At 71.1% G+C, this 23,971-nt stretch carries 22 protein-coding genes; 18 read left to right on the forward strand and 4 right to left on the reverse strand.

Annotated features, from left to right (window positions below; genetic code table 11):
* Window positions 1-101 precede the first annotated feature (101 nt).
* From ACLJQM_RS30165 to ACLJQM_RS30220, 12 genes are all read left to right on the forward strand, one after another.
* Complete coding sequence (locus ACLJQM_RS30165; RefSeq protein ID WP_360774219.1) at window positions 102-1,097, forward strand: LLM class flavin-dependent oxidoreductase; 996 nt, start codon at window positions 102-104, stop codon at window positions 1,095-1,097.
* 815 nt (window positions 1,098-1,912) lie between these two features.
* The gene (locus ACLJQM_RS30170) at window positions 1,913-2,707 is read left to right on the forward strand and encodes an MlaE family ABC transporter permease (RefSeq protein ID WP_360774222.1); all 795 of its coding nucleotides are present in this window, start codon (window positions 1,913-1,915) and stop codon (window positions 2,705-2,707) included.
* A 3-nt stretch (window positions 2,708-2,710) separates the two neighbouring features.
* A complete protein-coding gene (locus ACLJQM_RS30175; RefSeq protein WP_247013306.1) occupies window positions 2,711-3,556 on the forward strand; it encodes an MlaE family ABC transporter permease in 846 nt (281 codons plus the stop codon).
* Window positions 3,553-4,827, forward strand: a complete 1,275-nt coding sequence (locus ACLJQM_RS30180; RefSeq protein ID WP_360774226.1) for an MCE family protein — start codon at window positions 3,553-3,555, stop codon at window positions 4,825-4,827. The genes ACLJQM_RS30175 and ACLJQM_RS30180 overlap by 4 nt, the downstream gene beginning before the upstream one ends.
* Window positions 4,824-5,828, forward strand: coding sequence for an MCE family protein (locus ACLJQM_RS30185; RefSeq protein WP_410633692.1), 1,005 nt, complete (start codon window positions 4,824-4,826; stop codon window positions 5,826-5,828). The genes ACLJQM_RS30180 and ACLJQM_RS30185 overlap by 4 nt, the downstream gene beginning before the upstream one ends.
* On the forward strand, window positions 5,825-6,817 hold the full coding sequence (locus ACLJQM_RS30190) for an MCE family protein (RefSeq protein WP_360774232.1): 993 nt from the start codon (window positions 5,825-5,827) through the stop codon (window positions 6,815-6,817). Before ACLJQM_RS30185 ends, ACLJQM_RS30190 begins: the two co-directional genes overlap by 4 nt.
* Window positions 6,814-7,848, forward strand: coding sequence for an MCE family protein (locus ACLJQM_RS30195; protein ID WP_410633694.1), 1,035 nt, complete (start codon window positions 6,814-6,816; stop codon window positions 7,846-7,848). The genes ACLJQM_RS30190 and ACLJQM_RS30195 overlap by 4 nt, the downstream gene beginning before the upstream one ends.
* Window positions 7,845-8,906: an MCE family protein gene (locus ACLJQM_RS30200; RefSeq protein WP_410633696.1), complete on the forward strand. Its 1,062-nt coding sequence runs from the start codon at window positions 7,845-7,847 to the stop codon at window positions 8,904-8,906. The genes ACLJQM_RS30195 and ACLJQM_RS30200 overlap by 4 nt, the downstream gene beginning before the upstream one ends.
* Complete coding sequence (locus tag ACLJQM_RS30205; RefSeq protein ID WP_247013316.1) at window positions 8,906-10,102, forward strand: MCE family protein; 1,197 nt, start codon at window positions 8,906-8,908, stop codon at window positions 10,100-10,102. Before ACLJQM_RS30200 ends, ACLJQM_RS30205 begins: the two co-directional genes overlap by 1 nt.
* Complete coding sequence (locus tag ACLJQM_RS30210; protein WP_410633698.1) at window positions 10,090-10,593, forward strand: hypothetical protein; 504 nt, start codon at window positions 10,090-10,092, stop codon at window positions 10,591-10,593. Before ACLJQM_RS30205 ends, ACLJQM_RS30210 begins: the two co-directional genes overlap by 13 nt.
* The gene (locus ACLJQM_RS30215; protein ID WP_410633700.1) at window positions 10,590-11,660 is read left to right on the forward strand and encodes a hypothetical protein; all 1,071 of its coding nucleotides are present in this window, start codon (window positions 10,590-10,592) and stop codon (window positions 11,658-11,660) included. The genes ACLJQM_RS30210 and ACLJQM_RS30215 overlap by 4 nt, the downstream gene beginning before the upstream one ends.
* 78 nt (window positions 11,661-11,738) lie before the next feature.
* Complete coding sequence (locus ACLJQM_RS30220; protein ID WP_360774244.1) at window positions 11,739-12,383, forward strand: hypothetical protein; 645 nt, start codon at window positions 11,739-11,741, stop codon at window positions 12,381-12,383.
* A 44-nt stretch (window positions 12,384-12,427) separates the two neighbouring features.
* Here ACLJQM_RS30220 and ACLJQM_RS30225 read toward each other — a convergent pair whose 3' ends face one another.
* Entirely contained in the window at window positions 12,428-13,339 is a 912-nt protein-coding gene (locus ACLJQM_RS30225) for an RCC1 domain-containing protein (protein ID WP_410633702.1), read from the reverse strand.
* A gap of 404 nt (window positions 13,340-13,743) precedes the next feature.
* On the opposite strand from ACLJQM_RS30225, the gene ACLJQM_RS30230 reads away from it, so the two are divergent.
* The 4 genes from ACLJQM_RS30230 to ACLJQM_RS30245 all read left to right on the forward strand — a co-directional run bounded on the left by ACLJQM_RS30230 (window position 13,744) and on the right by ACLJQM_RS30245 (window position 17,007).
* Window positions 13,744-14,382 carry a DUF6801 domain-containing protein gene (locus ACLJQM_RS30230; RefSeq protein WP_410633703.1) on the forward strand — a complete coding sequence of 213 codons (639 nt, stop codon included), beginning with the start codon at window positions 13,744-13,746 and terminating at the stop codon, window positions 14,380-14,382.
* A gap of 76 nt (window positions 14,383-14,458) precedes the next feature.
* Complete coding sequence (locus tag ACLJQM_RS30235; protein ID WP_410633705.1) at window positions 14,459-15,862, forward strand: DUF6801 domain-containing protein; 1,404 nt, start codon at window positions 14,459-14,461, stop codon at window positions 15,860-15,862.
* A gap of 9 nt (window positions 15,863-15,871) precedes the next feature.
* On the forward strand, window positions 15,872-16,435 hold the full coding sequence (locus ACLJQM_RS30240; RefSeq protein ID WP_247013330.1) for a hypothetical protein: 564 nt from the start codon (window positions 15,872-15,874) through the stop codon (window positions 16,433-16,435).
* Window positions 16,432-17,007 carry a DUF6801 domain-containing protein gene (locus ACLJQM_RS30245; protein WP_360774257.1) on the forward strand — a complete coding sequence of 192 codons (576 nt, stop codon included), beginning with the start codon at window positions 16,432-16,434 and terminating at the stop codon, window positions 17,005-17,007. Before ACLJQM_RS30240 ends, ACLJQM_RS30245 begins: the two co-directional genes overlap by 4 nt.
* Before the next feature lie 65 nt (window positions 17,008-17,072).
* On the opposite strand, the gene ACLJQM_RS30250 is transcribed toward ACLJQM_RS30245, so the two are convergent.
* Window positions 17,073-18,350, reverse strand: a complete 1,278-nt coding sequence (locus ACLJQM_RS30250; protein ID WP_247013334.1) for a PucR family transcriptional regulator — start codon at window positions 18,348-18,350, stop codon at window positions 17,073-17,075.
* A gap of 306 nt (window positions 18,351-18,656) precedes the next feature.
* Between ACLJQM_RS30250 and ACLJQM_RS30255 the strand changes: the two genes are divergently transcribed.
* Window positions 18,657-19,352 (forward strand): hypothetical protein, encoded by a 696-nt coding sequence (locus ACLJQM_RS30255; protein ID WP_410633707.1) that lies wholly within the window; start codon window positions 18,657-18,659, stop codon window positions 19,350-19,352.
* Entirely contained in the window at window positions 19,349-19,741 is a 393-nt protein-coding gene (locus ACLJQM_RS30260; protein ID WP_360774263.1) for a GntR family transcriptional regulator, read from the forward strand. The genes ACLJQM_RS30255 and ACLJQM_RS30260 overlap by 4 nt, the downstream gene beginning before the upstream one ends.
* Here ACLJQM_RS30260 and ACLJQM_RS30265 read toward each other — a convergent pair.
* Together ACLJQM_RS30265 and ACLJQM_RS30270 are read right to left on the reverse strand one after the other, a co-directional pair.
* Window positions 19,709-20,494 (reverse strand): arginase family protein, encoded by a 786-nt coding sequence (locus tag ACLJQM_RS30265; RefSeq protein WP_360774266.1) that lies wholly within the window; start codon window positions 20,492-20,494, stop codon window positions 19,709-19,711. The genes ACLJQM_RS30260 and ACLJQM_RS30265 overlap by 33 nt on opposite strands.
* Window positions 20,491-23,868: a pyruvate carboxylase gene (locus ACLJQM_RS30270; RefSeq protein ID WP_410633709.1), complete on the reverse strand. Its 3,378-nt coding sequence runs from the start codon at window positions 23,866-23,868 to the stop codon at window positions 20,491-20,493. Before ACLJQM_RS30270 ends, ACLJQM_RS30265 begins: the two co-directional genes overlap by 4 nt.
* Window positions 23,869-23,971: the final 103 nt, after the last annotated feature.

The following is a 23,971-nucleotide window of genomic DNA, read 5'->3' on the forward strand; positions in this document are numbered from 1 at the left end:
TCCCCACTGCGGCCCGGCCCGTGGCCGTTCGGCGCGAACGGCGTGAAGATCGTCACCGGCGGCCGGGAAGCAATGCGGGCACCGGGGCGTTGGACCCGGTTGTGAGCTCACTGCCTGACGTGCCGCTGTCCGTGCTCGACCTGTCCCCCGTGTCGGAGGGGAACACCGTCGGCGAGACGCTGCGCAACACCCTGGACCTCGCCCGCGCCGCGGAACGGCTGGGCTTCAACCGCTACTGGCTGGCCGAGCACCACAACATGCCCGGCATCGCCAGCTCGGCGACGTCGGTGCTGATCGGCCACGTCGCCGACGCGACCGAGCGCATCCGCGTCGGCTCGGGCGGCGTGATGCTGCCCAACCACGCGCCCCTGGTGGTCGCCGAGCAGTTCGGCACGCTGGAGGCGTTCCACCCGGGCCGCATCGACCTCGGCATCGGCCGCGCCCCGGGCACCGACCAGCGCACGGCGCTCGCTCTGCGCGGCCCCGGCGGGCTGTCGGCGGACAACTTCCCCGAGCACCTGCAGGAGCTGATCGGCTACTTCACCCACTCGGAGGCCCGCGGCGTCAACGCGGTGGTCGCCGAGGGCAACCAGCCGCCGGTGTGGCTGCTGGGTTCGAGCGGCTTCAGCGCCCAGCTCGCCGGGCGTCTCGGGCTGCCGTTCTCGTTCGCACACCACTTCGCGGCGGAGAACACGATCCCGGCTGTGCAGCTGTACCGGGAGAACTTCCAGCCTTCTCCGGTTCTTTCCGAGCCGTACGTGATGCTCGGCGTGTCCGTGGTCGCGGCGGAGACGGACGAGCGCGCGCAGTTCCTGGCGGGGCCGTCGGGGCTGACGTTCCTGAGCCTGCGCCGCGGGCGGCCGATCGCGCTGCCGACGCCGGAGGAAGCCGCGGAGTACCCGTACACGGAGATGGACCGGGCGTTCCTGGCCGAGCGGTTCGGGTCGAGCATCGTCGGCTCGCCGGAGACGGTCCAGAAGGGGTTCGAGCAGCTGCTCGGCGACACGGGCGCGGACGAGCTGATGATCACGACGATGGTGCACGGGCACGCGGACCGGGTGCGGTCGTACGAACTGGTGGCCGGCCTCAAGTCCTGAGTGCCGGCTCGCGCGCCTTCCCGGCCTGACACGGCCCGGCGGCTGCTGGACGTGCGGCTACCGAGCCGGCGCGGGGAGGTCATGAACGACCCTTTCACCTCACCAGACGCAGTGAAAGAGTCGTTCACGACCACCCGGCCCCACCCGGGAGAGCCCGATCCGAACGTCGCCAACGACCCATTCGAGACCACCAACGTCCCTAATGAGTCGTTCACGGCAGCCGGGGCCGAGGCGCAACTCCGGACGTGCGCGGCTGCCGAGCCGGCCCGGGACGTCATGAACGACCCTTTCACCTCACCAGACGCAGTGAAAGAGTCGTTCATGACCTCCCCACCCCCCGGCAGAGCCCGACCCGAACGTCGCGAATGACCCATTCGAGACCACCGACGGCCCCCATGAGTCATTCGCGGCAGCGGGGCCGAGGCGCAACTCTGGACGTGCGGCACACGGGGACCTACCCTCCCCGCGTGGCCGTCCAGCCCGGTGTTCCGGTGAGCGGGAATGGTCACGACCGTGCAGGTCGCACCGCGGCACCAGACTCACAGAGCGTTTTTCTTTCCCTTCGCTGACAACAAGATCCGATCCGTTTGTCAGTACTCGACAAGAAATGCGCGGTTACCAGCCCGTGACCGCGTGATCCTGCTCAAGTTCTTGTCTCCCAGCAGGGCCGTCGTTAGCGTACCGACCAGTAGGAAACGGCACGGCGTCCCCCGAGACCGTGAATGGCCGACAATTGTTACCCCGTTCGGACCATTTCCCTTTGCTCACCTCGGGTGTATTCGGCGTGCCGCCGAAACCGCTGGGGAGGCACACGAATGGCCGAACGGACGACGACGACGTCGTTCCCCGGGGCCGCCGCGCTGCGGCAGACCGGACGGCTCTACGGGCTGGGGCTCGACGTCGTCCGGCTGACGTTCCGCCGCCCGTTCCAGGTGCGTGAGCTGATCCAGCAGTTCTGGTTCATCGCGAGCGTCTCGATCCTGCCGACCGCGCTGGTCTCCATCCCGTTCGGCGCGGTGATCGCGCTGCACATCGGGTCGCTGACCACGCAGATCGGCGCGCAGTCGTTCACCGGCGCGGCGAGCGTGCTCGCGATCATCCAGCAGGCCAGCCCGATCGTCACCGCGCTGCTCATCGCCGGTGCGGGCGGCAGTGCGATGTGCGCCGACCTCGGTTCGCGGACCATCCGCGAAGAGATCGACGCCATGGAGGTCCTCGGGGTCTCGCCCGTGCAGCGGCTGATCGTGCCGCGGGTGCTGGCCGCGATGGGGGTCGCGATCTTCCTCAACGGCATGGTCAGCGTCGTCGGCGTGCTCGGCGGCTACTTCTTCAACGTGATCATGCAGCACGGGACGCCGGGCGCGTACCTGGCGAGCTTCTCCGCGCTGGCCCAGCTGCCCGACCTGTGGATCAGCGAGATCAAGGCGCTGATCTTCGGCTTCGTCGCCGGGGTCGTGGCCGCCTACCGCGGGCTGAACCCCAAGGGCGGGCCGAAGGGCGTCGGCGACGCGGTGAACCAGTCCGTGGTCATCACGTTCCTGCTGCTGTTCGTGCTGAACCTGGTGCTCACCACCGTGTACCTGCAGCTCGTGCCGCCGAAGGGGAGCTGACCGATGGTGACCACCACGCCGGCCGCCAGGGTCCGCGAAGCCGTCGACCGCCGGTTCGGCTTCCTCGACACCCTCGGCGACCAGATCCTCTTCTTCCTGCGCGCGATCGCCTGGATCCCGCGGGCGATCCGCCGGTACCTGCGCGAGATCGTGCGCCTGCTCGCCGAAGTCAGCTTCGGCAGCGGGGCGCTGGCCGTCATCGGCGGCACGATCGGCGTGATGATCGGGATGACCGTCGCCACCGGCACGGTCGTCGGCCTCCAGGGCTACTCCGCGCTCAACCAGGTCGGGACGTCGGCGTTCGCCGGGTTCGTCTCCGCCTACTTCAACACCCGCGAGATCGCGCCGCTGGTCTCCGGCCTCGCCCTGTCCGCCACCGTCGGCTGCGGCTTCACCGCGCAGCTCGGCGCGATGCGGATCTCCGAGGAGATCGACGCCCTCGAAGTCATGGGCATCCCCAGCGTCCCGTACCTGGTGACGACGCGGGTGATCGCCGGCTTCCTCGCCGTCATCCCGCTCTACGCCATCGGGCTGCTCTCGAGCTACCTCGCCTCGCGGCAGATCACGGTGTGGTTCTTCGGCCAGTCCGCGGGGACCTACGACCACTACTTCCTGCTGTTCCTGCCCCCCGGCGACGTCTTGTGGTCGTTCGGGAAGGTGCTGGTGTTCAGCGTCGTCGTGGTCCTGGCGCACTGCTACTACGGCTTCCGCGCGAGCGGCGGCCCGGCCGGTGTCGGTGTCGCGGTGGGCCGCGCGGTCCGCACCGCGATCGTCGCGATCAGCGTGCTCGACTTCTTCCTGTCACTGGCCATCTGGGGCGCGACGACGACCGTGCAGGTGGCCGGATGAGACGGGACACCCGCCGCAAGGCCGGGATCCGCACCGCGGGCGTGCTGTTCCTGGTGGTGATGGGCGTGCTCGTCACGCTCTCCATCAAGATCTACGACAAGGACTTCGTCAGCACGGTCCCGGTGACGCTCAAGACGAGCCGCATCGGCAACCAGCTGTCCGCGGGCGGGCAGGTCAAGGCCCGCGGCGTGCTCGTCGGGGAGATCCGCGACGTCCGGGCGACGCCGCAGGGCGCCGAGATAGCGCTTGCCCTGGAGCCGGGCAAGGTGGACATGCTGCCGCGCACCGTTTCCGCGTTGCTCGTGCCGAAGACGCTGTTCGGCGAGCGGTACGTCCAGCTGTCCATCCCGGACGGTGCCCGCGCCCCGCACCTGACCGCCGGCGACACGATCGAGCAGGACCGCTCGGCGAACGCGATCGAGCTGGAACGCGTCTTCGACAACCTGCTCCCGGTGCTGCAAGCCGTCCAGCCGCAGAAGCTCGCGACCACGCTGACCGCGGTTTCCACGGCGCTGCAGGGCCGCGGCGAGCAGCTCGGGCAGACGATCGGCACCGCGGACGCGTACCTGAAGAACTTCAACCCCGACCTTCCCCAGCTGACGTCGGACATCCGCGACCTCGCCACCGTCTCGAACCTCTACGGCGACATCGCCCCCGACCTCCTCGACGCGCTCACCTCCTCCGCCGTCACGCTGAACACCGTCAAGGAGAAGCAGAGCGAGCTGGCCGGGGTCTACCAGCAGGTGACGTCGTCCTCGCAGGAGGTCACGGCCTTCCTGGCGAACAACCGCGACAACCTCATCTCCCTGGCCGCCGACAGCCGCGCGCCGCTGGAGGTCGCCGCGAAGTACTCCCCCAGCTTCGTCTGCACCCTCGCTTCGCTGAACGCACTGAGGAAATCCATGGACCAGGTGCTCGGCGCCGGCACCGGCCAGCCGGGCCTGCACGCCGACGTCGCGATCACCGCCGACAGCGGCAAGTACCTCCCCGGCAAGGACGACCCGCGCTACACCGCGGGCGGCGAGCCGCGCTGCTACCCCTCCGGCGTGGCCCCGACGACCGGCACCGCCGCCGCGGCGCCGGGTTCCACCGGGCACCCGCTGCTGACCGGCGGCCAGGGCGACCTCGGCGTCGCCAACTCACCGCAGGAGGAACAGCTGCTGGCCACCCTGGTCGCGCCCTCGATCGGGGTGCCGTCCGCCGACGTCCCGGCGTGGAGCAGCGTGCTCGTCGGCCCGCTCTACCGCGGCACGGAGGTGAAGCTCAAGTGAGGAACATCGCCTCCCCGCTGATCAAGAGCCTGATCTTCATCGCCGTCACCGCGCTCGCGACGGCGCTGCTGGCCGTGTCCATCACGAACACCGGCGTCGGCGCCGGCGAGCGTTACACGGCGAAGTTCCTCGACGCGACCTCGCTCAACGTCGGCGACGACGTCCGCATCTCCGGCGTCCGCGTCGGCCAGGTCGAATCCCTGGACATCAGCGACCGCAACCGGGCGCTGATCGCCTTTTCCCTCGACCAGGGGCGGCGGCTGCCCGCCGACGTGAAGGCGGTCATCAAGTACCGCAACATGGTCGGCCAGCGCTACATCGCGCTGGAGCGCGGGAGCACCGGGACCCGGGAGCAGCTGCCCGAGGGCGGGGAGATCCCGCTGTCGCGCACCACCCCGGCACTCGACCTCACCGATCTCTTCAACGGGTTCAAGCCGCTGTTCCAGGCGCTCTCGCCGAACGACGTCAACGAGCTGTCCGGCGAGATCGTCCAGGTGCTGCAGGGCGAAGGCGGCACCGTCGAAAGCCTGCTGGCCCACACCGGCTCGCTGACCACCACCCTCGCCGGGCGCGACAAGGTGATCGGCGAGGTGATCGGGAACCTCAACTCGGTGCTGAAGACGGTCAACGGCAAGGGTGACGCGCTGGCGAACCTCGTGTCCACGCTGCGGCAGCTGGTGTCCGGGCTGGCCGGCGACCGCGCCGCGATCGGCGACGCGATCAGCGGCATCGGCGACCTCACGCAGTCCACCGCCGGGTTGTTCGAGCAGGCCCGGCCGCCGCTGAAGGACAGCATCGCCGGGCTGAAGGGCCTCGCCGGCAACCTGGTCCAGAACCAGTCCGATGTGGACAGCTTCCTGACCGACCTCCCGGTGAAGTTCACCGAAATCGGCCGGGTCGCCTCCTACGGCTCGTGGATGAACTTCTTCCTCTGCACCGGGGTCCTGGAAACCTCACCCCCGCGTGGCGTGCTCGTCCCCACCGCGAGGTGCTCGTCGTGAAGTCCTTCAAGGAACGCAATCCCCTCGTCCTCGGCGTGCTGGGCAGCGTCGCGCTGGCCGCGCTGCTGACCGTCACGTTCAACTACGACAACCTGCCGATCGTCGGCGGCGGCACGACCTACGAGGCCGAGTTCTCCGAAGCCGCCGGGCTGCAAGCGGACGACGAGGTCCGGGTCGCCGGCATCAAGGTCGGCGAGGTCCGGGACGTCGAGCTGGCCGACGACCACGTCCTAGTCTCCTTCCGGGTCAAGAACGCCTGGATCGGCGACCGCACGTCGGCCGAGATCAAGATCAAGACGTTGCTGGGCCGCAAGTTCCTCGCGCTGAACCCGACCGGCGACGACGTCCAGGACCCGGACCGGCCGATCCCGCGGACCCGGACGGTCACGCCCTACGACGTCACCGACGCCTTCAACGGCCTCGCCGACACCGTCGGCGCGATCGACACCAAGCAGCTCGCGGACAGCTTCACCACGCTGTCGGACACCTTCCGCAACTCCCCCGAGCACGTCCGCAGCGCGCTCGACGGGCTTTCCCAGCTCTCGCAGACGGTGTCCAGCCGCGACGGCCAGATCGCCGAACTCCTCGCGAACGCGCGGCAGCTCACCACGACGCTGGCGAACTCGAACGACGACTTCGAGAAGCTCATCGACGACGGGAACCTCTTGCTCACCGAGCTCAACCGGCGCCGCGACGCGATCCACGACCTGCTCACCGGTTCGGCGCGCCTCGCCGAGCAGCTCAGCGGGCTGGTGAAGGACAACGCCGGTCAGCTCAAGCCCGCGCTGCAGGCGCTGAACCAGGTGACCGACCTGCTCAAGCGGCAGAACGACAACCTGACCCAGGGCCTGCAGCTGGCCGGGCCGTACTTCCGGGTGGTCACCAACACGACCGGCAACGGCCGCTGGATCGACGCCTACCTCTGCGGCCTCATCCCCGAGAACCACGACCCGTGCACCGTGCCGAAGAACCCGGGAGGCACGAAGTGAGCGCGCTGACCACCACCCGCGCCGGCGTCCTGACGAGCCGGTTCATCGCCGCCGCCCTGCTGCTCGCCCTCGTCGTGACCGCGGCGCTGTGGTGGGTGTTCGCCGGCAGCGGGCAGCACCACGTGACCGCCTTCTTCACCCGCGCGGTCGGCGTCTACCCCGGCTCCGACGTCCGGGTGCTCGGCGTCCGGATCGGCCAGGTCGACGCGGTCACCCCGCGCGGCGAGCAGGTGCAGGTGGACATGTCCGTCGACGGCTCGGTCGGAGTCGCCGAGGACACCACGGTCCTGGTGATCGCGCCCAGCGTCGTCGCCGACCGGTACGTCCAGTTCGCCAAGCCGGCCCGCGGCGGGCCGCGGCTGCCGGACGGCGCGTCGATCCCGGTGCAGCGCACCGCGACCCCGGTGGAACTGGACCAGCTCTACGCCAGCCTCGACTCGCTGTCGAAGGCGCTCGGCCCGAACGGCGCCAACTCCCAGGGCGCGCTGTCGGACCTGCTCAAGACCGGCGCGCAGAACCTGCAGGGCAACGGCCGCGCGTTCAACGACAGCGTGCGCAACTTCGCGCAGCTGGCGCGCACGCTGGCCGGGAACTCGGGCGACCTGTTCGGCACGGTCGACGAGCTCCAGCGGTTCACCACCATGCTGGCCACGAACGACCAGCAGGTCGGCAGCGTGAACCAGCAGCTCTCGCAGATCTCCGGCACGCTGGCCGCCAACAGCGGCGAGCTGGCGCGGGCCCTCGACGGCCTCGGCCGCGCGCTCGCCGACGTCCAGGGGTTCATCCGGGACAACCGCGGCGCACTCAAGTCCAATGTGGACAACCTGGTGACGACCACGCGGACGCTCGTCGAACAGCGCGCCTCGCTGGCCGGCACGATCGACGCCGTCCCGCTGGCCGTGACGAACGTGCTGAACGCGGTCGATCCGGCCACCGGGCGGCTGCGCGGCCGCGAGAACATCGACTACTACCTCGAGCCGCTGCCGTTGCCGGTCACCGGCGACGTCTACACCAACGGGGGTGGCCGGTGAAGCGGATCCTCGCCACCGCGGCCGTCGGGTGCCTGCTGCTCGCGGGCTGCTCGTCCGGTGAGTTCAAAGGCGTCTACGACCTGCCGCTGCCCGGCGGCGCCGACGTCGGCGACCACCCGTACTCGGTGACCGTGCAGTTCGCCGACGTGCTCGACCTGGTGCCGCAGGCCGCGGTGAAGGTCGGCGACGTCCCGGTCGGGCGGGTGCGGGAGGTCCGGCTCGGCGGCGACGGCTGGACGGCCGAAACCGTGCTGGAGGTCAACGGCGACGTCGTGCTGCCCGCCAACGCGATCGCGCGGCTGCGCCAGTCCAGCCTGCTCGGCGAGAAGTTCGTCGAGCTGGCCGCCCCGGACGGCGCGTCGTCCGGTCCCGGGGTCGCGCGGCTGGCGGACAAGGCCACGATCACCGTGGACCGCACCAACCGCAACCCCGAGTTCGAAGAGATCTTCGGCGCCCTTTCGCTGCTGCTCAACGGCGGCGGCATCGGGCAGCTGCAGACGATCAACCGCGAGCTGTCGAAGGTGATGGACGGCAACGAGGGGCAGATCCGCTCGTTCCTGTCCGGGGTGAACACCCTGATGACCGACCTCGACGCGCACCGCTCGGACATCACCGAGGCCCTCGACGGGATGAACCGGCTGTCGGCGACGCTCGCGAACCGCCACAGCCAGGTCTCCGGCGCGCTGACCGACCTGACGCCCGGACTGCAATCGCTGACCGACCAGCGCACCCAGCTCGTCTCGATGCTGCAGGCGCTCGACCGGCTCTCGACCGTGGCCACCGACGTCGTCGACCGCAGCCGCGACGACATGGTCGCGGACCTGCGCGCGCTCGCGCCGATCCTGGGCCAGCTGGCCGCGGCCGGGGAGAACCTGCCGCAGTCGCTGCAGCTGCTGCCGACGTTCCCCTTCCCGGATTCGGTGCTGCCCGCGGTGAAGGGCGACTACATCAACGCGTTCGCCTCGATGATCCCGGCGCCCGGTGTGCCGCTGCCCGCGCCCGGCGAGGGCGTGCCGCCGGGCTTGCCGCCGCTCCCGCTCACCTCGGGAGGTCAGTGATGCTCACGCGCAGAGTGCGGGTCCAGGTCGTCCTGTTCGTCGTGATCGCGCTGGCCACGACGGCGTTCGTCGGCGCGAACTACGCCGGTCTCGGCCGGCTGTTCGGCTCCGGCAGCTACACGGTCAAGCTGGAGCTGGCCGAAGGCGGCGGGCTGTTCACCAACGGTGAGGTGACCTACCGCGGCGTCGCCGTCGGCCGGGTCGGCGAGCTGCGGCTCACCCTGACCGGGACCGAAGCCGACCTGCTCATCGACGACGGCGCCCCGCCCATCCCGGCGGACTCCCGCGCGGTGGTGGCGAACCGGTCGGCGGTCGGCGAGCAGTACGTCGACCTGCAGCCGCGCACCTCGGGCGGGCCCTTCCTGAGCGGGGACTCGGTCATCCGGCGCGAGTCGACCACGCTGCCGCTGCCGGTCAACAGCCTGCTGACCGACCTGGACTCGTTCACGGCGTCGGTGCCGACGCAGGACCTGCGCACGGTGGTGAACGAGCTCGACGACGCCCTGCGCGGCGCCGGCCCGGACCTGCAGACGCTGCTGGATTCGGCGACGGCGTTCACCCAGCAGGCGAGCGCGCACCTGCCACAGACGTCGAAACTGATCGGCGACGGCGCGACCGTGCTGCGCACCCAGGTCGGCTCCTCGGCGGAGTGGCGCTCGTTCAGCGGCAACGCCCGCGTGTTCGCCCAGCAGCTGGCCAGGTCCGACGGCGACCTGCGGCGCCTGATCGCGACCGCGCCCCCGGCGGCGACGGAGCTTTCGTCGCTGCTGAAGGAGAACGACCCGGGCCTGCCGATCGTGCTGGCCAACCTCCTGACGACGGCGCGGGTGTTCGGCACCCGCACGGCGGCGGAGGAGACGCTGCTGGCGAACGTCCCCCGCGCGGTGGCGGCGGTCGGCTCGGCCATCGACGAGCAGCACCACGAGCTGCGGATGGGGCTGGTGCTGAACTTCGACAACCCGCCTTCGTGCCTGGCGGGCTACGAGGACACCCCGCACCGGTCGAGCAGGGACCTTTCGCCGTTGCCGCTGAACACCGACGCGGCGTGCACGCTGCCGTACGGCAACGAGAGCTCGGTGCGCGGCACGCAGAACGCGCCGCACCCACCGGTCCCGGACGCGGTGCCGGTGGGCCCGCTGACGATCGGCACGCAGGCGACGAAGACGAGCCTCGAGGAGATGCTGTGGCTGCGCTGAAACGGGGAGCGGCAGCGATCACCCTGGCCGCGGCGGTCTTCGCGGGCTGGTCGGGCTGGTCCTGGTACGCGTCGGCCCACGAACCGGCGGTGACCTACGGTGCCGCGCGGGACGAGGCCCTGGCGAGCGGCCGGACACTGGTGGCGGAGCTGAACAGCCTGGACTACCACGACGTCGAGGGCGGCCTGGGACGCTGGCTGACGGCGTCGACGGGCCCGCTGCACGACCAGCTGGCCCGGACGGACGCGCGGACGAAGCAGGCGCTGGCGGCGAACTCGACGGTCTCGACGGGGCGGGTCCTGGACGCCGCGCTGAGCGAGCTGGACGAGCACGCGGGGACGGCGAAGATGCTGGCCTCGGTGGAGATCACGATGGCGAAGCAGGGAGTGGCCCCGGCGGTGAAGCGGAACCGTTTCGCCGCGGCGCTGAGCCGGACGCCGGACGGGTGGAAGCTGAGCGCGCTCGACCAGCTGGCGGTGGGGTCCCGATGAACCGGGCGAAGACGGTGGCCGAGGCGGGCCTCGAGACGGGTGCCGAGCTGCGTGGCCCGGGCGAGGCCATCGCGACCGCCGAGGCAGGTGGCCCCACCACCCCAGCCCCGATCACGCCCGCCACGTCGAGCGGCGAAGGCGAAGAGCAGGCCTCACCTACCACGATCGGCAGCGAAGCCGAGCCGAGCGACCTGGCCGCCGAAGGCGAGCCGGTCGCCGCATCGGGCGGCGAACGCGAGTCGGACGGCTCGGTGCCCGAGGGCGCCGAAGCCGAACCGGGCGCTGTGGCCGCGGAGGAGCCGGCCACTCCCACCACCGCTACCGGCGGTGAGCTGGGCGACCCCGCGGCCGAGGGCAAGCCGAGCGACCCGGCCGCCGAAGGCGAGCCGGTCGCCGCATCGGGCCGCGAACGCGAGTCGGACGGCTCGGTGCCCGAGAGCGAACCGGGCGCTGTGGCTGCCGACGAGCCGGCCGCTCCCACCACCGCCACCGGCGGTGACCTGGGCGACCCCGCGGCCGAGGGTGAGCCTGAAGCCGAGACCTCCCCCGCCAAGCCCCGGCCGGCCTGGCTCCAGCTGCCCGCCCTCCTCCTCGCCGCCGCCCTCGTTCTCGCCGGGGCCGGGGCCTGGTTCACCGTCGAAGCCCGCTCCGCCGCCGGCACTTCCGCCGGCGCCAACCTCGCTCTCACCGATGTCGGGGCGACCGCCGAGGTCACCTCCGCGATCACCGTCGCCGTGAACCGGGTCTTCTCCTATTCCTACGATCGGACCGACGTCACCGAAAAGGCCGCCGCCGCGGTGCTCCGGGGCGCCGCCAAGGATTCGTACGACAAGCTCTTCGCCCAAGTGCGGGCGAAAGCACCCGAGCAGAAACTCGTCCTCACTTCGCGCGTTTCGGCGATAGCAGTACAAGAACTCCGCAACAATCACGCGCGGTTACTCGTCTTTCTCGATCAATCAGCCGTACGGGCCGACAACAATGCGACCGACAACGCCGCGGCGCAGCTTTCCGTAACCGCGGAACGCGCCGACGGCACCTGGGTCATCACCGCACTCGAACCGCGCTGAACCACCGCAGAACCACCAGCACTTCACCGTTTCCGGGAGCACCCGGGACGGACGGGAAAACGCAAAGGGAGAAGAACTATGTCCGTGGCAACGCAGCTGAGGAGACTGGCCGTCCTCACGTCGACGGCGGCTCTCGTGCTCACCGGGGTCGCCGTGACCCCGGCGTCGGCCGACGTCATCCCGATCCCCGTGTCCTACAAGGTCACCGGCAGCACCACGGTGAAGAAGACCGGCAGCGCCCTGAAGCTCGGCCCCGGTTCGCTCAAGGGCAACCTGCTCATCGACGACCAGACCGGGTCGGTCGGGCTCAGCGCGGACCTCGCGCTGCCGCCGTCGCAGGCCGACATTTCCCTGCTGTCGGGCATCTTCCGGATCAAGGCCAAGGTCCGGGTGATCCCGCTCGGGCCGGCCACCGGCACGATCGCCGACGGCAACCTGGTCACGAAGGCCAAGGCCAACATGGAGATCTACGACATCTGGGCCGGCCCGATCGTGCCGGTCATCCCGCTGCCGACCGTGCCGGGCAGCTGCAAGACCAAGACCCCGCTCGACCTGACGCTGTCCGCGCAGGACATCGACATCACCGCCCCGGCCATCACGGTCAAGGGCACCTACACCATCCCCGAGTTCAGCAACTGCTTCATCGCCGACATCGCGCTCGGCGCCCTGATTTCGGGGCCGGGCAACACCATCACGCTCGACCTGGCCAGCGACGCCACCTGAGCACGACCCGGGTGGCGGGCCGCGAAGGCCCGCCACCCGGGGGTTCAGCAAGCTGCGGCCGGGTCTTCCTTCAACGCGAAGCTGTCGTTGTCCCCGGCCGAAACGGCGAACACCGGCCCGCACGAGATGGGCGCCGACTCGCCGACGAAGTTCGAGCCCCAGACTACGATGTCGCCGTTGGTCTTGTAGGCCACGTTGTGGTTGAACCCGGCGTCGACACCGGCCACGTCGGACAGTGCTTCCGGCGGCACCTCGATCTGGTGGAAGTTGTCGCGACCCCACGCGTAAACCCGCCCGGCCTTCAGCGCCAGGCTGTGGTTGAACCCCGCGGAAACCGCCGTGACACCGGAAGAAAGCCCGGCCGGCACGGTCGTCTGGCCGTAGGTGTTGCTCCCCCAGGCCAGCACGCCGCCGTTCTTGAGCGCCAGGTTGTGGTCGCCACCGGCGGAAATCGCGGTGACGCCGGTGGTCGCCGACGCCGGCACGTCGGTCCGCGTCCCCCAGCTCACCACCAGCCCGCCCTGCTTCAGCGCCAGGCTGTGCATGTTGGACGCGGAAATCGCGATCACGCCGCTCGACACGGACGCGGGCAGGTTCGTCTGGCCGTACCAGTTGTTGCCCCAGGCGATGACCTTTCCGTTCTTCAGCGCCAGTTCGTGGCCCCAGCCCGACGCGATCTGGCTGACCCCGGAGGTCGCCGCGGCGGGGATCTGGTTGGCGCCCCAGTTGTTCGCCCCCCACGCGAGGACCGCGCCGCCCTTCAGCGCGAGCGCCGTCGTGCTGCCCGCCGACACGGCGGTGACGCCGGTCAGCGCGTCCGGCGGCGGGATCGTGACGTCGTAATCCGGTTTGCCCCAGGCGATCACGCCGCCGACCGTGGCCGCGGACGCGGGCTGGGCGAGCGACGAGACGGCCAGCGCCGCCGTCAACGCGAATGCGGCCCGCTTGAATGACACCCGTCCACAACGTGAAGAACCCGGCACGATAGCCTCATTTCTCCGGTTACGTTATCCGTGCTTGCCCCCGCAAGATCACAAATGGTAGACCGTAGCCTCCGGCGGATCTCCGCCGCGGGCGTTCTTTGTCACGATCCGCCAAATCCGGTGGTGCCCCTGCGCGGCTTCGCACAAGAATTCCGCGGCCCCCTCCCCCGGGTCACCCCTGCGGGGCCGGAACTCTTGTTCCGTAGTGAACTGGCGAGTAGCCTCGATTTCGGCAGATGGACCTCCACCTCGCACGCCGGTGAATCGCGTCCCGCCGCCCGGGGCAATCGGGGCGGGTGAAGCGATGGGGGATCAACGGCAGCGGGCAATCGATCAGCCAAAGCCGAGACTGAACTGAATCAAAGGAGATGACAGGTATGTCCCGACTCAGCAGACTGTCCGCCGGTATCGCCACGACCGCGACCGCCATCGGTGCCATCGCGGTGCTGACCGCGGGCACCGCGGCCGCCGCCACGATCACCTACACCGCCGGCGGCACGGCGGGCATCACCTACAACTGCACCTTCCCCGGTATTTCGCCGCAGCCGGTCGCGATCACCGCGCACCTGGACGCGCCGAACTCCGTCGTGCACAGCACTTCCGTCACGCCGAGCAACGTCGGCGGCACGGCGACGATCAGCGCGACCGTCCACTCGCTGCTGACCGCGGTCGGCTACGACGGCATCCGGGGCACCGCGACGGTGCCGGTGGCGGTGTCGGCCGGCACGCTGTCGCAGCCGTCGGCCACCGGGCTCAACATCCCGCAGGTCATCTACCCGACCGGCGGGCCGATCACGGTGAACATCTCGCAGGTCGCGACGTCCAGCATCCCGACCTACACCGCCCCGGCCACCGCGGGCACCGCCACCCTGTCGCTGACCAGCGGGCTGTCGGCGAACCTGGAGTTCCACAAGAAGTCGACCAACACCTGGTCGCCGTGGACGATGAACTGCACCCTCAAGGTGACCAGCCCGGCGCAGAACACCGCGTTCACCCCGAGCATCACCATCAGCTGACCGGGTTCCCGGTGCGGGCGGGCGCCCGCCCGCACCGGGACCACCCTGCCGCTTCCGCACGCACCCAGGGAAACCGATGCCACGTCGAGTCCGGCCCCGCACCCTCACGATCTCCGCGCTGGCAGGCGTCGGCCTGCTCTCCGCGGTGAACGGCGCGCTCACGGGAGTCGGCTCGGCCGCACCCGCGCCCGCGGTCCCGCCGGACACGAAGGCGGTGACGTCGGTTTCGGTGACGTGCCCGTTCGCGGACCCGCTCGGCGCCCGCGCGCTCACCGCCGAGACGTCGGCCACGCTGCCCGCCCAGGCGCGGACCGGGGCTTCGCTGAAGCTCGGCGGCTTTTCCACGAAGCTCACCCTCCCCCGCGACGTCGCGCTGTCCTACCTCCCGGCCGGCACCACCGCCGGTTCGCTGGCGGGTGAGGTGCGGTTCGACCTCGCCGTGCACAAGGACGACCGCGCGGACAAGGTCCCCGTCACCCTCGCCGTGCCGGCCACCCCGCTGCCGGAGACCGGCGACGTCACCCTGACGGCCACCGGCACGGTGCCCGAGATCGCGCTGAACACCGTCGGGGCCGTCACCTTCGACGTCACCGCGCCGTCGCTCGCGCTCGCCGCCGTCTCGCCGCCCGCGGATCCCGCCGCGAAGCCGGTCGCGTGCGCGCTGGACGCCGGGCAGCCGACGACGCTGGGCAAGGTGATGGTGCTGCCCAAGGTCACGCCGGGCACGAAGGCGCAGCAGCAGGCCGCGGCCGCTGACGCACCCGGCCCCGGCGATCCCCCGACCGAAGACGAGTTCGCCGTCCCGCTGAGCCTGGTGACGATCCAGACGAAGTCGACGGTCCGGAAGCTCGGTGCGACCGTCACCGCCGATCCGGCGTTCCTGTTCAACGGGTTGTTCATCCTCAACCTGGTCGACGGCAGCTCGCGGGTGACCGGCTCGACGACGTTCAACCCGGCGACGGCGACGTTCCTCGGCTTCGGGTTCGTGCCGGTGACCGCGACCGTCGAGTTCCTGCCGGTGGATTGGCGCAACAGCAAGCTCATCGAGTTCGCCGGCGCGATCACGACCGACCCGGACACCGGGGCCACCTACCTGAACACGACGCTGCAGGTGATGGCGAAGCTGAGCAACGCGAAGGTCAACGGGGTCCCGCTGGACCTCGGGCCGGGGTGCGTGTCCGGCAAGCCGGTGACGCTGACCCTGAACGGCCCGTACGAGGCGTTCGGCGTCGGCCACATCCGCACCGACCCGGAGAAGGGCTTCGACCTCCCGGCGTTCACCGGCTGCGGTGCCGCCGGCCAGGACCTGAACCCGCTGCTGACCGGGATGAGCTCGGGCGGCGGCAACCAGGCGTTCGTCGACACCTACAACCTGATCGTGTGCACCGATCCGGACCAGACCCAGTGCCCGGACGGCTCCACCGGGCCTCCGACGGGCTCCGCCGCGGCGAAGAAGGCGGCGGCCAAGAAACCGAACTGAGGGGATCACATGAGGATCGGACCGGCCACCGCGGCAGCGCTGCTCGTCACCGGCCTGACGGCGGGCACGGCGAACGCGACAGTCACGACGAACACGGGCGCGCTGACGTACACCTGCACGTTCCCGGGCGTCGCACCCCAGCCCACGACGCTCATGGCGCACCTGGACGTCACCGATCCCCACCCCGGCCAGCCGTTCACGGTCACGCCCTACGCCACGGTGGTGTACTCGGCCGCGGTGAAGTCGTTGCTGGGCGCGCTCGGCTACGACCAGGTGCGCGGCTCGATCAGCACGACGTTCAGCGTGAGCGACGCGACCCCGGCGGCTGGCGTGCTCTCGGGCGCTTTCCCCGCGAACCCGTTCACGAGCGGCTCGGTGATCGGTTCACCCCAGGTGTTCACCGCCGGCGCGGCGGGCTCCGTCGGCTTCGCGATGGGCACGGGCATCAGCGAATCCCTGGAGCTCCACAAGAAGTCGACCGGGACGTGGACGCCCTGGTCGTCGAGTTGCACCCTCAAGGTGACGAGCCCGGCGCAGAACACGGCGTTCAGCCCGAGCATCGCGATCTCGTGAGGACCGGGGCCGCCCTCGCGGCAGCACTCCTCGTCACCGGCCTGACCGCGGTGCCGGCCCACGCCGGGACGACGACCGCCCGGACCGGCACGCTCACCTACAGCTGCACGTACCCGGGCGTCGCCCCGCTGACGTCGACGTTCGCCGGCTCGCTCACGGCCCCCGACCCGGTTTCGTCCGGGTACCCCTTCACGGTCAGCGGGATCCAGCTGAGCCACGTGCTGAGCCCGGCGGTCCGCTCGCTCTTCGTCGCGGCCGGCTACGACCGGGTGCGAGGCTCCTTCGCGGCCACGATCACCGCGACGAACGCGAACCCGGCCGCGGCGCCGATCACCGGCAGCGTCCCCGAGCAGTCCATCACGAACAGCGGCTCGCTCACCTTCACCGAGCAGGCCCCCGACGTCACGTTCACCGCGGGCACCCCGGGCTCGATCGTGTTCGGGCTGGGCACGCCGATCACCGAATCCCTGCAGTTCCACAAGAAGACGGCCGACGCGTGGCTACCGATGCAGTCGGTCTGCACACCGCGGTCCCCGAGCACGGAGTTCCAGCCGGGGATCACCGTCCTCTGAGCGGAGGAGCCGCGGCCCGGCAGCTGTCCCAGGCGCCGCGGCTCCCCGTTCTCACCCGGTGAGGCTCAGTTGGGCGTCCACTGTGGACGCCCGGCCCCGGTGCGCGGTGACGGCAGCAGGTCGCTCACCGGGTACCGCAGCGGGAGCGGGGCCGCGCCCGCGCGCAACGCCAGCTCCATCTCGAAGCGGGCCGCCGGGTCGCGGAGGCTGTCGCCGAACGTCGCCTGGAGCTGGCGCATGCGATAGCGGACCGTCTGGGGGTGGACGCCGAGGCGTTCCGCGATCTCCACCACGTTGCCCTGGCTGTCCAGCCACGCACGCAGCGTCTCCAGGAGGCGCTCCTGCTGCTTGCCCGTCATGTCCGCCAGCGGCGCGAACAACCGGTGCCGCAGCGTGCCGACCAGGCCGGCGTCGGAGTTGACCAGCAGCGTCGCCAGGTGCTCTTCCGCGCGCAGCACCGGCCGCGGGGCCAGCACGCCGCGTTCGGTCAGCTGGAGCGCGTTCCGGGCCCACCGCAGGGAATCCGCCACCGACGTGAGCGGGACGCACGGGCCGATCGAGAGGCGGCAGTCCGGCAGGGCCACCTGCAGGGCCGCCAGGCGCGGGGCGCTCAGCTCGCCCGGCACCACCAGTTTCGGGTCCGCGGTGTCGAGTTCGGCGAGGACGTCCGCGTCCAGCCCGGCGTGGCGGCGGGCCGGGGCGACGCCGCCCGCGGGGCAGACCGCCACCGGCGTCGCGTCGGCGGGAACCGGCCAGCCGATCAGCTGGGCCAGCTCGGCGATCGCCTTGGGCGACGCGGGCGGGGTCTCGAGGATCAGGTGGAGCAGCTTGCGCCGCCACGTTTCCAGTGCCCCCGCCGTGCGCGCCTTCGCCTCCAGGTAGCCGTCGAGCGCGACGGAGGCGAGTTCGTCCATGAACGCCAGCATCGCGTCGGCCAGCTGGGACATCACGGCCGACGAGAGCCCGCTTCGCCGTCCCACGCGCATGATCCGCCGCCACGACACGCGCGCGCCGACCCGGTACGCCGACTGCAGCGTGTCGAGGCTGCGGCCCTCGCGCATTTCGTTCTGCCCCAGCCGGTGGTGCACCTCGTGGGACTGCTCCTTCGACACCGTCGGGTCGGCGATCTGCGCGACGAACAACGTGATCGCGTACTCGACGCCGGCGCGGATCGACTTGCCGTAGGGCCCGTCGAGCGGGCGGGCGTAGGCGGGGATGGTCGCGCGGATCTCGTCGACGATCTCCGCGGCGAGGCTGCCCAGCTCGGGGCGCAGGATGTCCGCGAGCTTGCGGGGCAGTGCGGCCGGTGGCGCAGCGTGTTCGAATCCGCGCTCCACCGTCATCGCAGCTCCTTCGCTCCGCCCCCGGACTCCGGCGCGCGCACGCGCGACCGGGTACCCCGCACCTGAAGCGGGGTGACAACGGACACATCGAAAAACTAACGCCGAACGTGTCACTCGAATGAGAGGAAACCGATTTCTTGTCATTTTTGTGACAAGTTCACGAGACGTGCCTGCGAAACGCTGACAAGTACCCCGCCGACTGCACCTTCACGTGCATACGAACGGCCGTACCCGCGACGGGCGGCTCGCGCTGCGGTCATCCGGCGTGCTTGTATCGTGTGGTTGATACAAGCGAGGAGGTTCGGCATGCCGTGGGACAACGTGCTGGCGGTCGCGCTCTTGGGCGGGCTGATCGGGCTGGCGATCCTGATCGTGCTCTGGCCGGGCGAAAAGCACGGCAAGCGCTTGCTCGAACGCTGGGGCGTCCCCGGCCCGGACGCCGAGGAGGTCGCGCTGGCCGTCCGGTACCTGAAACGGCGCCGGCTCTGGTACCCGTGGCTCTTCCTGGCGCTGCCGCCGCTGTTCGACGACACGACGACGGGCTCGCTCGTGGCCACGCTGCTGCTCGGCGGCCTGATCGCCGAGCTGCTGGCCCAGCGGCCCGCCCGCGGCCCGCGGCGGGAGGCCGACCTGGCCCCGCGCACGCTGACGGCGATCGCCCCGGCCTGGGTGCTCGTGCTCGGCGCGCTGGCCGCCGCCGGGTCGGTCGTGCACCTCGCCGTGACGGCCCAGTGGAAGTTCCTCGCGCTCGCGGTGGGCACGGTGGTGCTCTGCGCGGCGATCACGGCGCTGGCCGTCCGTCGTCCGTCGGCCGGCGCGGCGCGGGCCGACCTGGCGCTGCGCTGCCGCAGCGCGCGGGTGGCGATCGGACTGGGCATCGGCGGGGTGACGGCGCTCGGCTGGCCGGGCGGCAACCTGGCGTCGTTCCTGGTGGTCGTGGCGGGCCTCGCCGCGTTCCTGGCGGTGACGGCCCCGCTGAAACGGCTCCCGGCGGCGGCGTGAAGATCGTCGTCGACACCGAAAACGGGCTGGCTCCCTGGCGGCAGGTGCACGACCAGGTGGTCCACGCGGTGACGACGGGGGCGCTGGCGGAGGGCACGCGGCTGCCGCCGATCCGCCAGCTGGCGCGGGATCTCGGGCTGGCGTCGGGCACGGTGGCGCGCGCGTACCGCGAGCTGGAGGCGGCGGGCTGGGTGACGACGGCCCGCGCCCGCGGCACGGTGGTCACCGTCCCGCCCGGCCGCCCGGCCCCGGCGGAGCTGCTCCTCGCCGCGGCGACGGCGTACCTGACCCAGGCCCGCGACCTCGGCGCCGATCTGGAAACGGCCCTCAACGCCGTCCGCGCCGCCGACGCCGGCTCAGCGGCCGAGGAGCCGGCCGAGCGCGGCTAGGACGGGCGCCAGAACCTCGACCTCGCGCGCGGTGCCCACGCACTCCGTGATCCCGGCGCCGACGACCTCGTACCCGGCGAGCGCGTCCAGCTCGGCCACCAGGCGGGCGATCGTCCAGCCGTCCGGCTCCGGGTAGTTGAGGCCGGGGAACTCCGAAGGATCCAGGACGTCCAGGTCCACGTGGACGTACAGCTTCTCCACGGCCAGCGCGTCCACCGACGTGACGGCGAGCCCGCGGGCGACCGCCGCGCGCTCCTCCGGGTCGAACACCCGCGTCCCCAGCAACGCGACGCTGCCCGGCGTCAAAGCCGGGTCGGCCGCGAACTCGGCGTCGCCCTCACCGAACAGCGAGCGCAGCACCATTCCGTGGAACGCGCCCGACGGGGACGTCGAAGCCGTGTTCAGGTCCGGGTGGGCGTCGAACCACGCGACGCCGAGGCCCGGGCCGTGCCGGAACCGCGCGACGCCGATCGGGACCAGCTCGGCTCCGCAGTCGCCGCCGATCGTCAGCACCGGGCCGCCCGGGGCTTCCAATGCGGCCAGCTGGGCCGCGCGGTTCGGGCCCGTCAGCTCCGCGCGGGACGCGATCCCCCGGTCCACTTCGGACACTTCACGCGTCTGCCGGACGTGGTGGACGGGCCGGCCGAGCACGTGCCCGGCCAGCTCCGCCAGTGCCAGGCAGCCGTCCGGCAGCTCCGCGGAACGCGGTCCCACCGCGCCTTGGCGCTGCGGGACCGCGTTGATCAGCGTCATTCCAGGACGAGCAGGAGATCGCCGCCCTCGACCTGCTGGACGGAGTTGATCGCCAGCCGGCCCACCTTGCCGCCCGCGGACGCGGTGATCGACGCCTCCATCTTCATGGCCTCGATCGTCGCGACCGTGGCGCCGGCCTCGACCGTGTCGCCCTCGGAAACCTGCAGCGTGACCACGCCGGCGAACGGCGCCGCGACCTGCTTCGGGTTGCCCTTCTCCGCCTTCTCGGTCGCCGGGATGTCCGAGGCGATCGAGCGGTCGCGGATCTGGATCGGCCGCAGCTGGCCGTTCAGCGTCGACATCACCGTGCGGACACCGCGCTCGTCGGCCTCGCCGATCGCTTCCAGCTCGATGAGCAGCCGGACGCCCGGCTCGAGGTCGACCGGGTACTCCTCGCCCGGGCGCAGGCCGTAGAAGAAGTCCTTGCTGGGCAGGACCGAGGTGTCGCCGTAGGCCTCGCGGTGCGCCTCGAACTCCTTCGTCGGGCCGGGGAACAGCAGCCGGTTGAGCGTCCGGCGGGGCTGCTCGGCCAGCGCCGTGCGGTCCTCTTCGGACAGTTCGGCGACCGGCTTCGCCGCCGCGCGGCCTTCGAGGGCCTTGGTGCGGAACGGTTCCGGCCAGCCACCGGGCGGGTCGCCCAGCTCGCCGCGCAGGAAGCCGATCACCGAGTCGGGGATGTCGAACTTGTTCGGCTCCGCCTCGAAGTCGGCCGGCGAGACGCCCGCGCCGACCAGGTGCAGCGCGAGGTCGCCGACGACCTTGGACGACGGCGTCACCTTCACCAGGTGCCCGAGGATCTTGTCGGCGGCGGCGTACATCGCCTCGATGTCCTCGAACCGGTCGCCCAGGCCGAGCGCGATGGCCTGCGTGCGCAGGTTCGACAGCTGCCCGCCGGGGATCTCGTGGTCGTAGACGCGGCCAGTGGGCGCGGCCAGCCCGGCCTCGAACGGCGCGTAGATCTTGCGCACGCTCTCCCAGTACGGCTCCAGGTCCCCGATCGCCCGCAGGTCCAGCCCGGTGGTCCGCGCCGAGTGGTCGGTGGCCGCCACGATCGACGACAGCGACGGCTGCGACGTCGTGCCCGCCATGGACGACACCGCGCCGTCGACGGCGTCCGCGCCCGCGTTGATCGCCGCGAGGTAGGTGGCCAGCTGGCCGCCCGCGGTGTCGTGGGTGTGGATGTGCACCGGCAGGTCGAACTCCTTGCGCAGCGCGGTGACCAGCTTGGTCGCCGCGGGCGCGCGCAGCAGCCCGGCCATGTCCTTGATCGCCAGGACGTGCGCCCCGGCGCCGACGATCTGCTCGGCCAGCTTCAGGTAGTAGTCGAGCGTGTAGAGCTTCTCGCCCGGGTCGGACAGGTCCGAGGTGTAGCAGAGCGCCACCTCGGCGACGGCGGACCCGGTCTCGCGCACGGCTTCGATCGCCGGGCGCATCTGCTCGACGTCGTTGAGCGCGTCGAAGATCCGGAAGATGTCGATGCCGGTCTTCGTCGCTTCCTGGACGAACGCGGTGGTCACCTCGGTCGGGTACGGCGTGTACCCGACGGTGTTGCGCCCGCGCAGCAGCATCTGGAGGCAGATGTTCGGCACGGCTTCGCGCAGCGCGGCGAGGCGCTCCCACGGGTCCTCGGCGAGGAACCGCAGCGCGACGTCGTAGGTCGCGCCGCCCCAGCACTCCAGCGAAAGCAGGTCCGGCAACGTGTTCGCGACGACCGGCGCCACGGCGAGGAGGTCCTTCGACCGGACGCGGGTGGCGAGCAGCGACTGGTGCGCGTCGCGGAACGTCGTGTCGGTGACGCCGACGTGCGGCGACTTCCGCAGCCACTCCGCGAACCCGCCCGGGCCCAGCTCGACGAGCTTCTGCTTCGACCCCGGGGCCGGCTGGGCGTCCTTCGGCAGCTTCGGCAGCTTGACCGTGGCGTCCGGCGTCTTCGGGCGCTCGCCGTGCGGCTTGTTGACCGTCTGGTCGGCCAGGTAGGTCAGCAGCCGCGTGCCGCGGTCGGCGGACTGGCGCGCGGTGAGCAGCTCCGGGCGCTCCTCGATGAACGACGTCGTGACGCGCCCGGCGCGGAAGTCGTCGTCGTCCAGGACCGCCTGCAGGAACGGGATGTTCGTGGCGACACCGCGGATCCGGAACTCGGCGACGGCGCGGCGCGCGCGCCCGACGGCGGTCTTGAAGTCGCGGCCGCGGCAGGTGAGCTTCACCAGCAGCGAGTCGAAGTGCGCGCTGATCTCGGTGCCGGAGAAGGCGGTGCCGCCGTCGAGCCGGATGCCCGAGCCGCCCGGCGAGCGGTAGGCGGAGATCATCCCGGTGTCCGGGCGGAAGCCGTTGGCCGGGTCTTCGGTGGTGATGCGGCACTGGAGCGCGGCGCCGCGCAGGTAGATCTTGTCCTGGGAGAGGCCCAGGTCGTCCAGGGTCTCGCCGGAGGCGATCCGCAGCTGCGACTGCACGAGGTCGACGTCGGTGACCTCTTCGGTGACCGTGTGCTCGACCTGGATGCGCGGGTTCATCTCGATGAAGACGTGGTTGCCCTGCTTGTCGAGCAGGAACTCGACGGTGCCGGCGTTGCGGTAGCCGATCTGCTTCGCGAACTTCACCGCGTCGGCGCAGATCCGGTCACGCAGCTCCGGGTCGAGGTTCGGCGCCGGGGCCAGCTCGACGACCTTCTGGTGGCGCCGCTGCACCGAGCAGTCGCGCTCGTAGAGGTGGATGATGTTGCCCGCGCCGTCGGCGAGGATCTGCACCTCGATGTGCCGCGGCTCGACGACGGCCTTCTCCAGGAAGACGGTCGGGTCGCCGAAGGCGGACTCGGCCTCGCGCGCGGCGGCCTCGATGGACTCGCGCAGCACGGCGGGGTCCTCGACGCGGCGCATGCCGCGCCCGCCACCGCCGGCGACGGCCTTGACGAACACCGGGAAGCCCAGCTCCTCGGCCGCGGCGACCAGCGCGTCGACGTCGCTCGACGGCTCGGACGACCCCAGCACGGGCACGCCGGCCTCGCGCGCGGCCTTGACCGCGCGGGCCTTGTTCCCGGTCAGTTCGAGGATCTCGGCGCTCGGCCCGACGAAGGTGATGCCCGCTTCCTCGCACGCGCGCGCGAGGTCGGGGTTCTCCGAGAGGAAGCCGTAACCGGGGTAGACGGCGTCGGCGCCGGCCTTCTTGGCCGCGGCGACGATCTCGTCGACCGAGAGGTAGGCGCGCACGGGGTGCCCGGGTTCGCCGATCTCGTACGCCTCGTCGGCCTTCAGCCGGTGCAGCGAGTTGCGGTCTTCGTGCGGAAACACGGCGACCGTCCCCGCGCCCAGTTCGTAGCCGGCGCGGAACGCTCGGATCGCGATCTCCCCGCGGTTGGCCACCAGCACCTTGCGGAACATTGCCCGGTCCTTCCCGTATGGATCGGTAAGTCAACGCACGTTACCCGGTTCTTCCCGCTCTGCGGGAGTTCCATACCAGGTGATGGACATCATGCGCGTGGAA

This window comes from Amycolatopsis sp. cmx-4-83 (assembly GCF_046548815.1).
GTDB classification, from domain to species: domain Bacteria; phylum Actinomycetota; class Actinomycetes; order Mycobacteriales; family Pseudonocardiaceae; genus Amycolatopsis; species Amycolatopsis pretoriensis_A.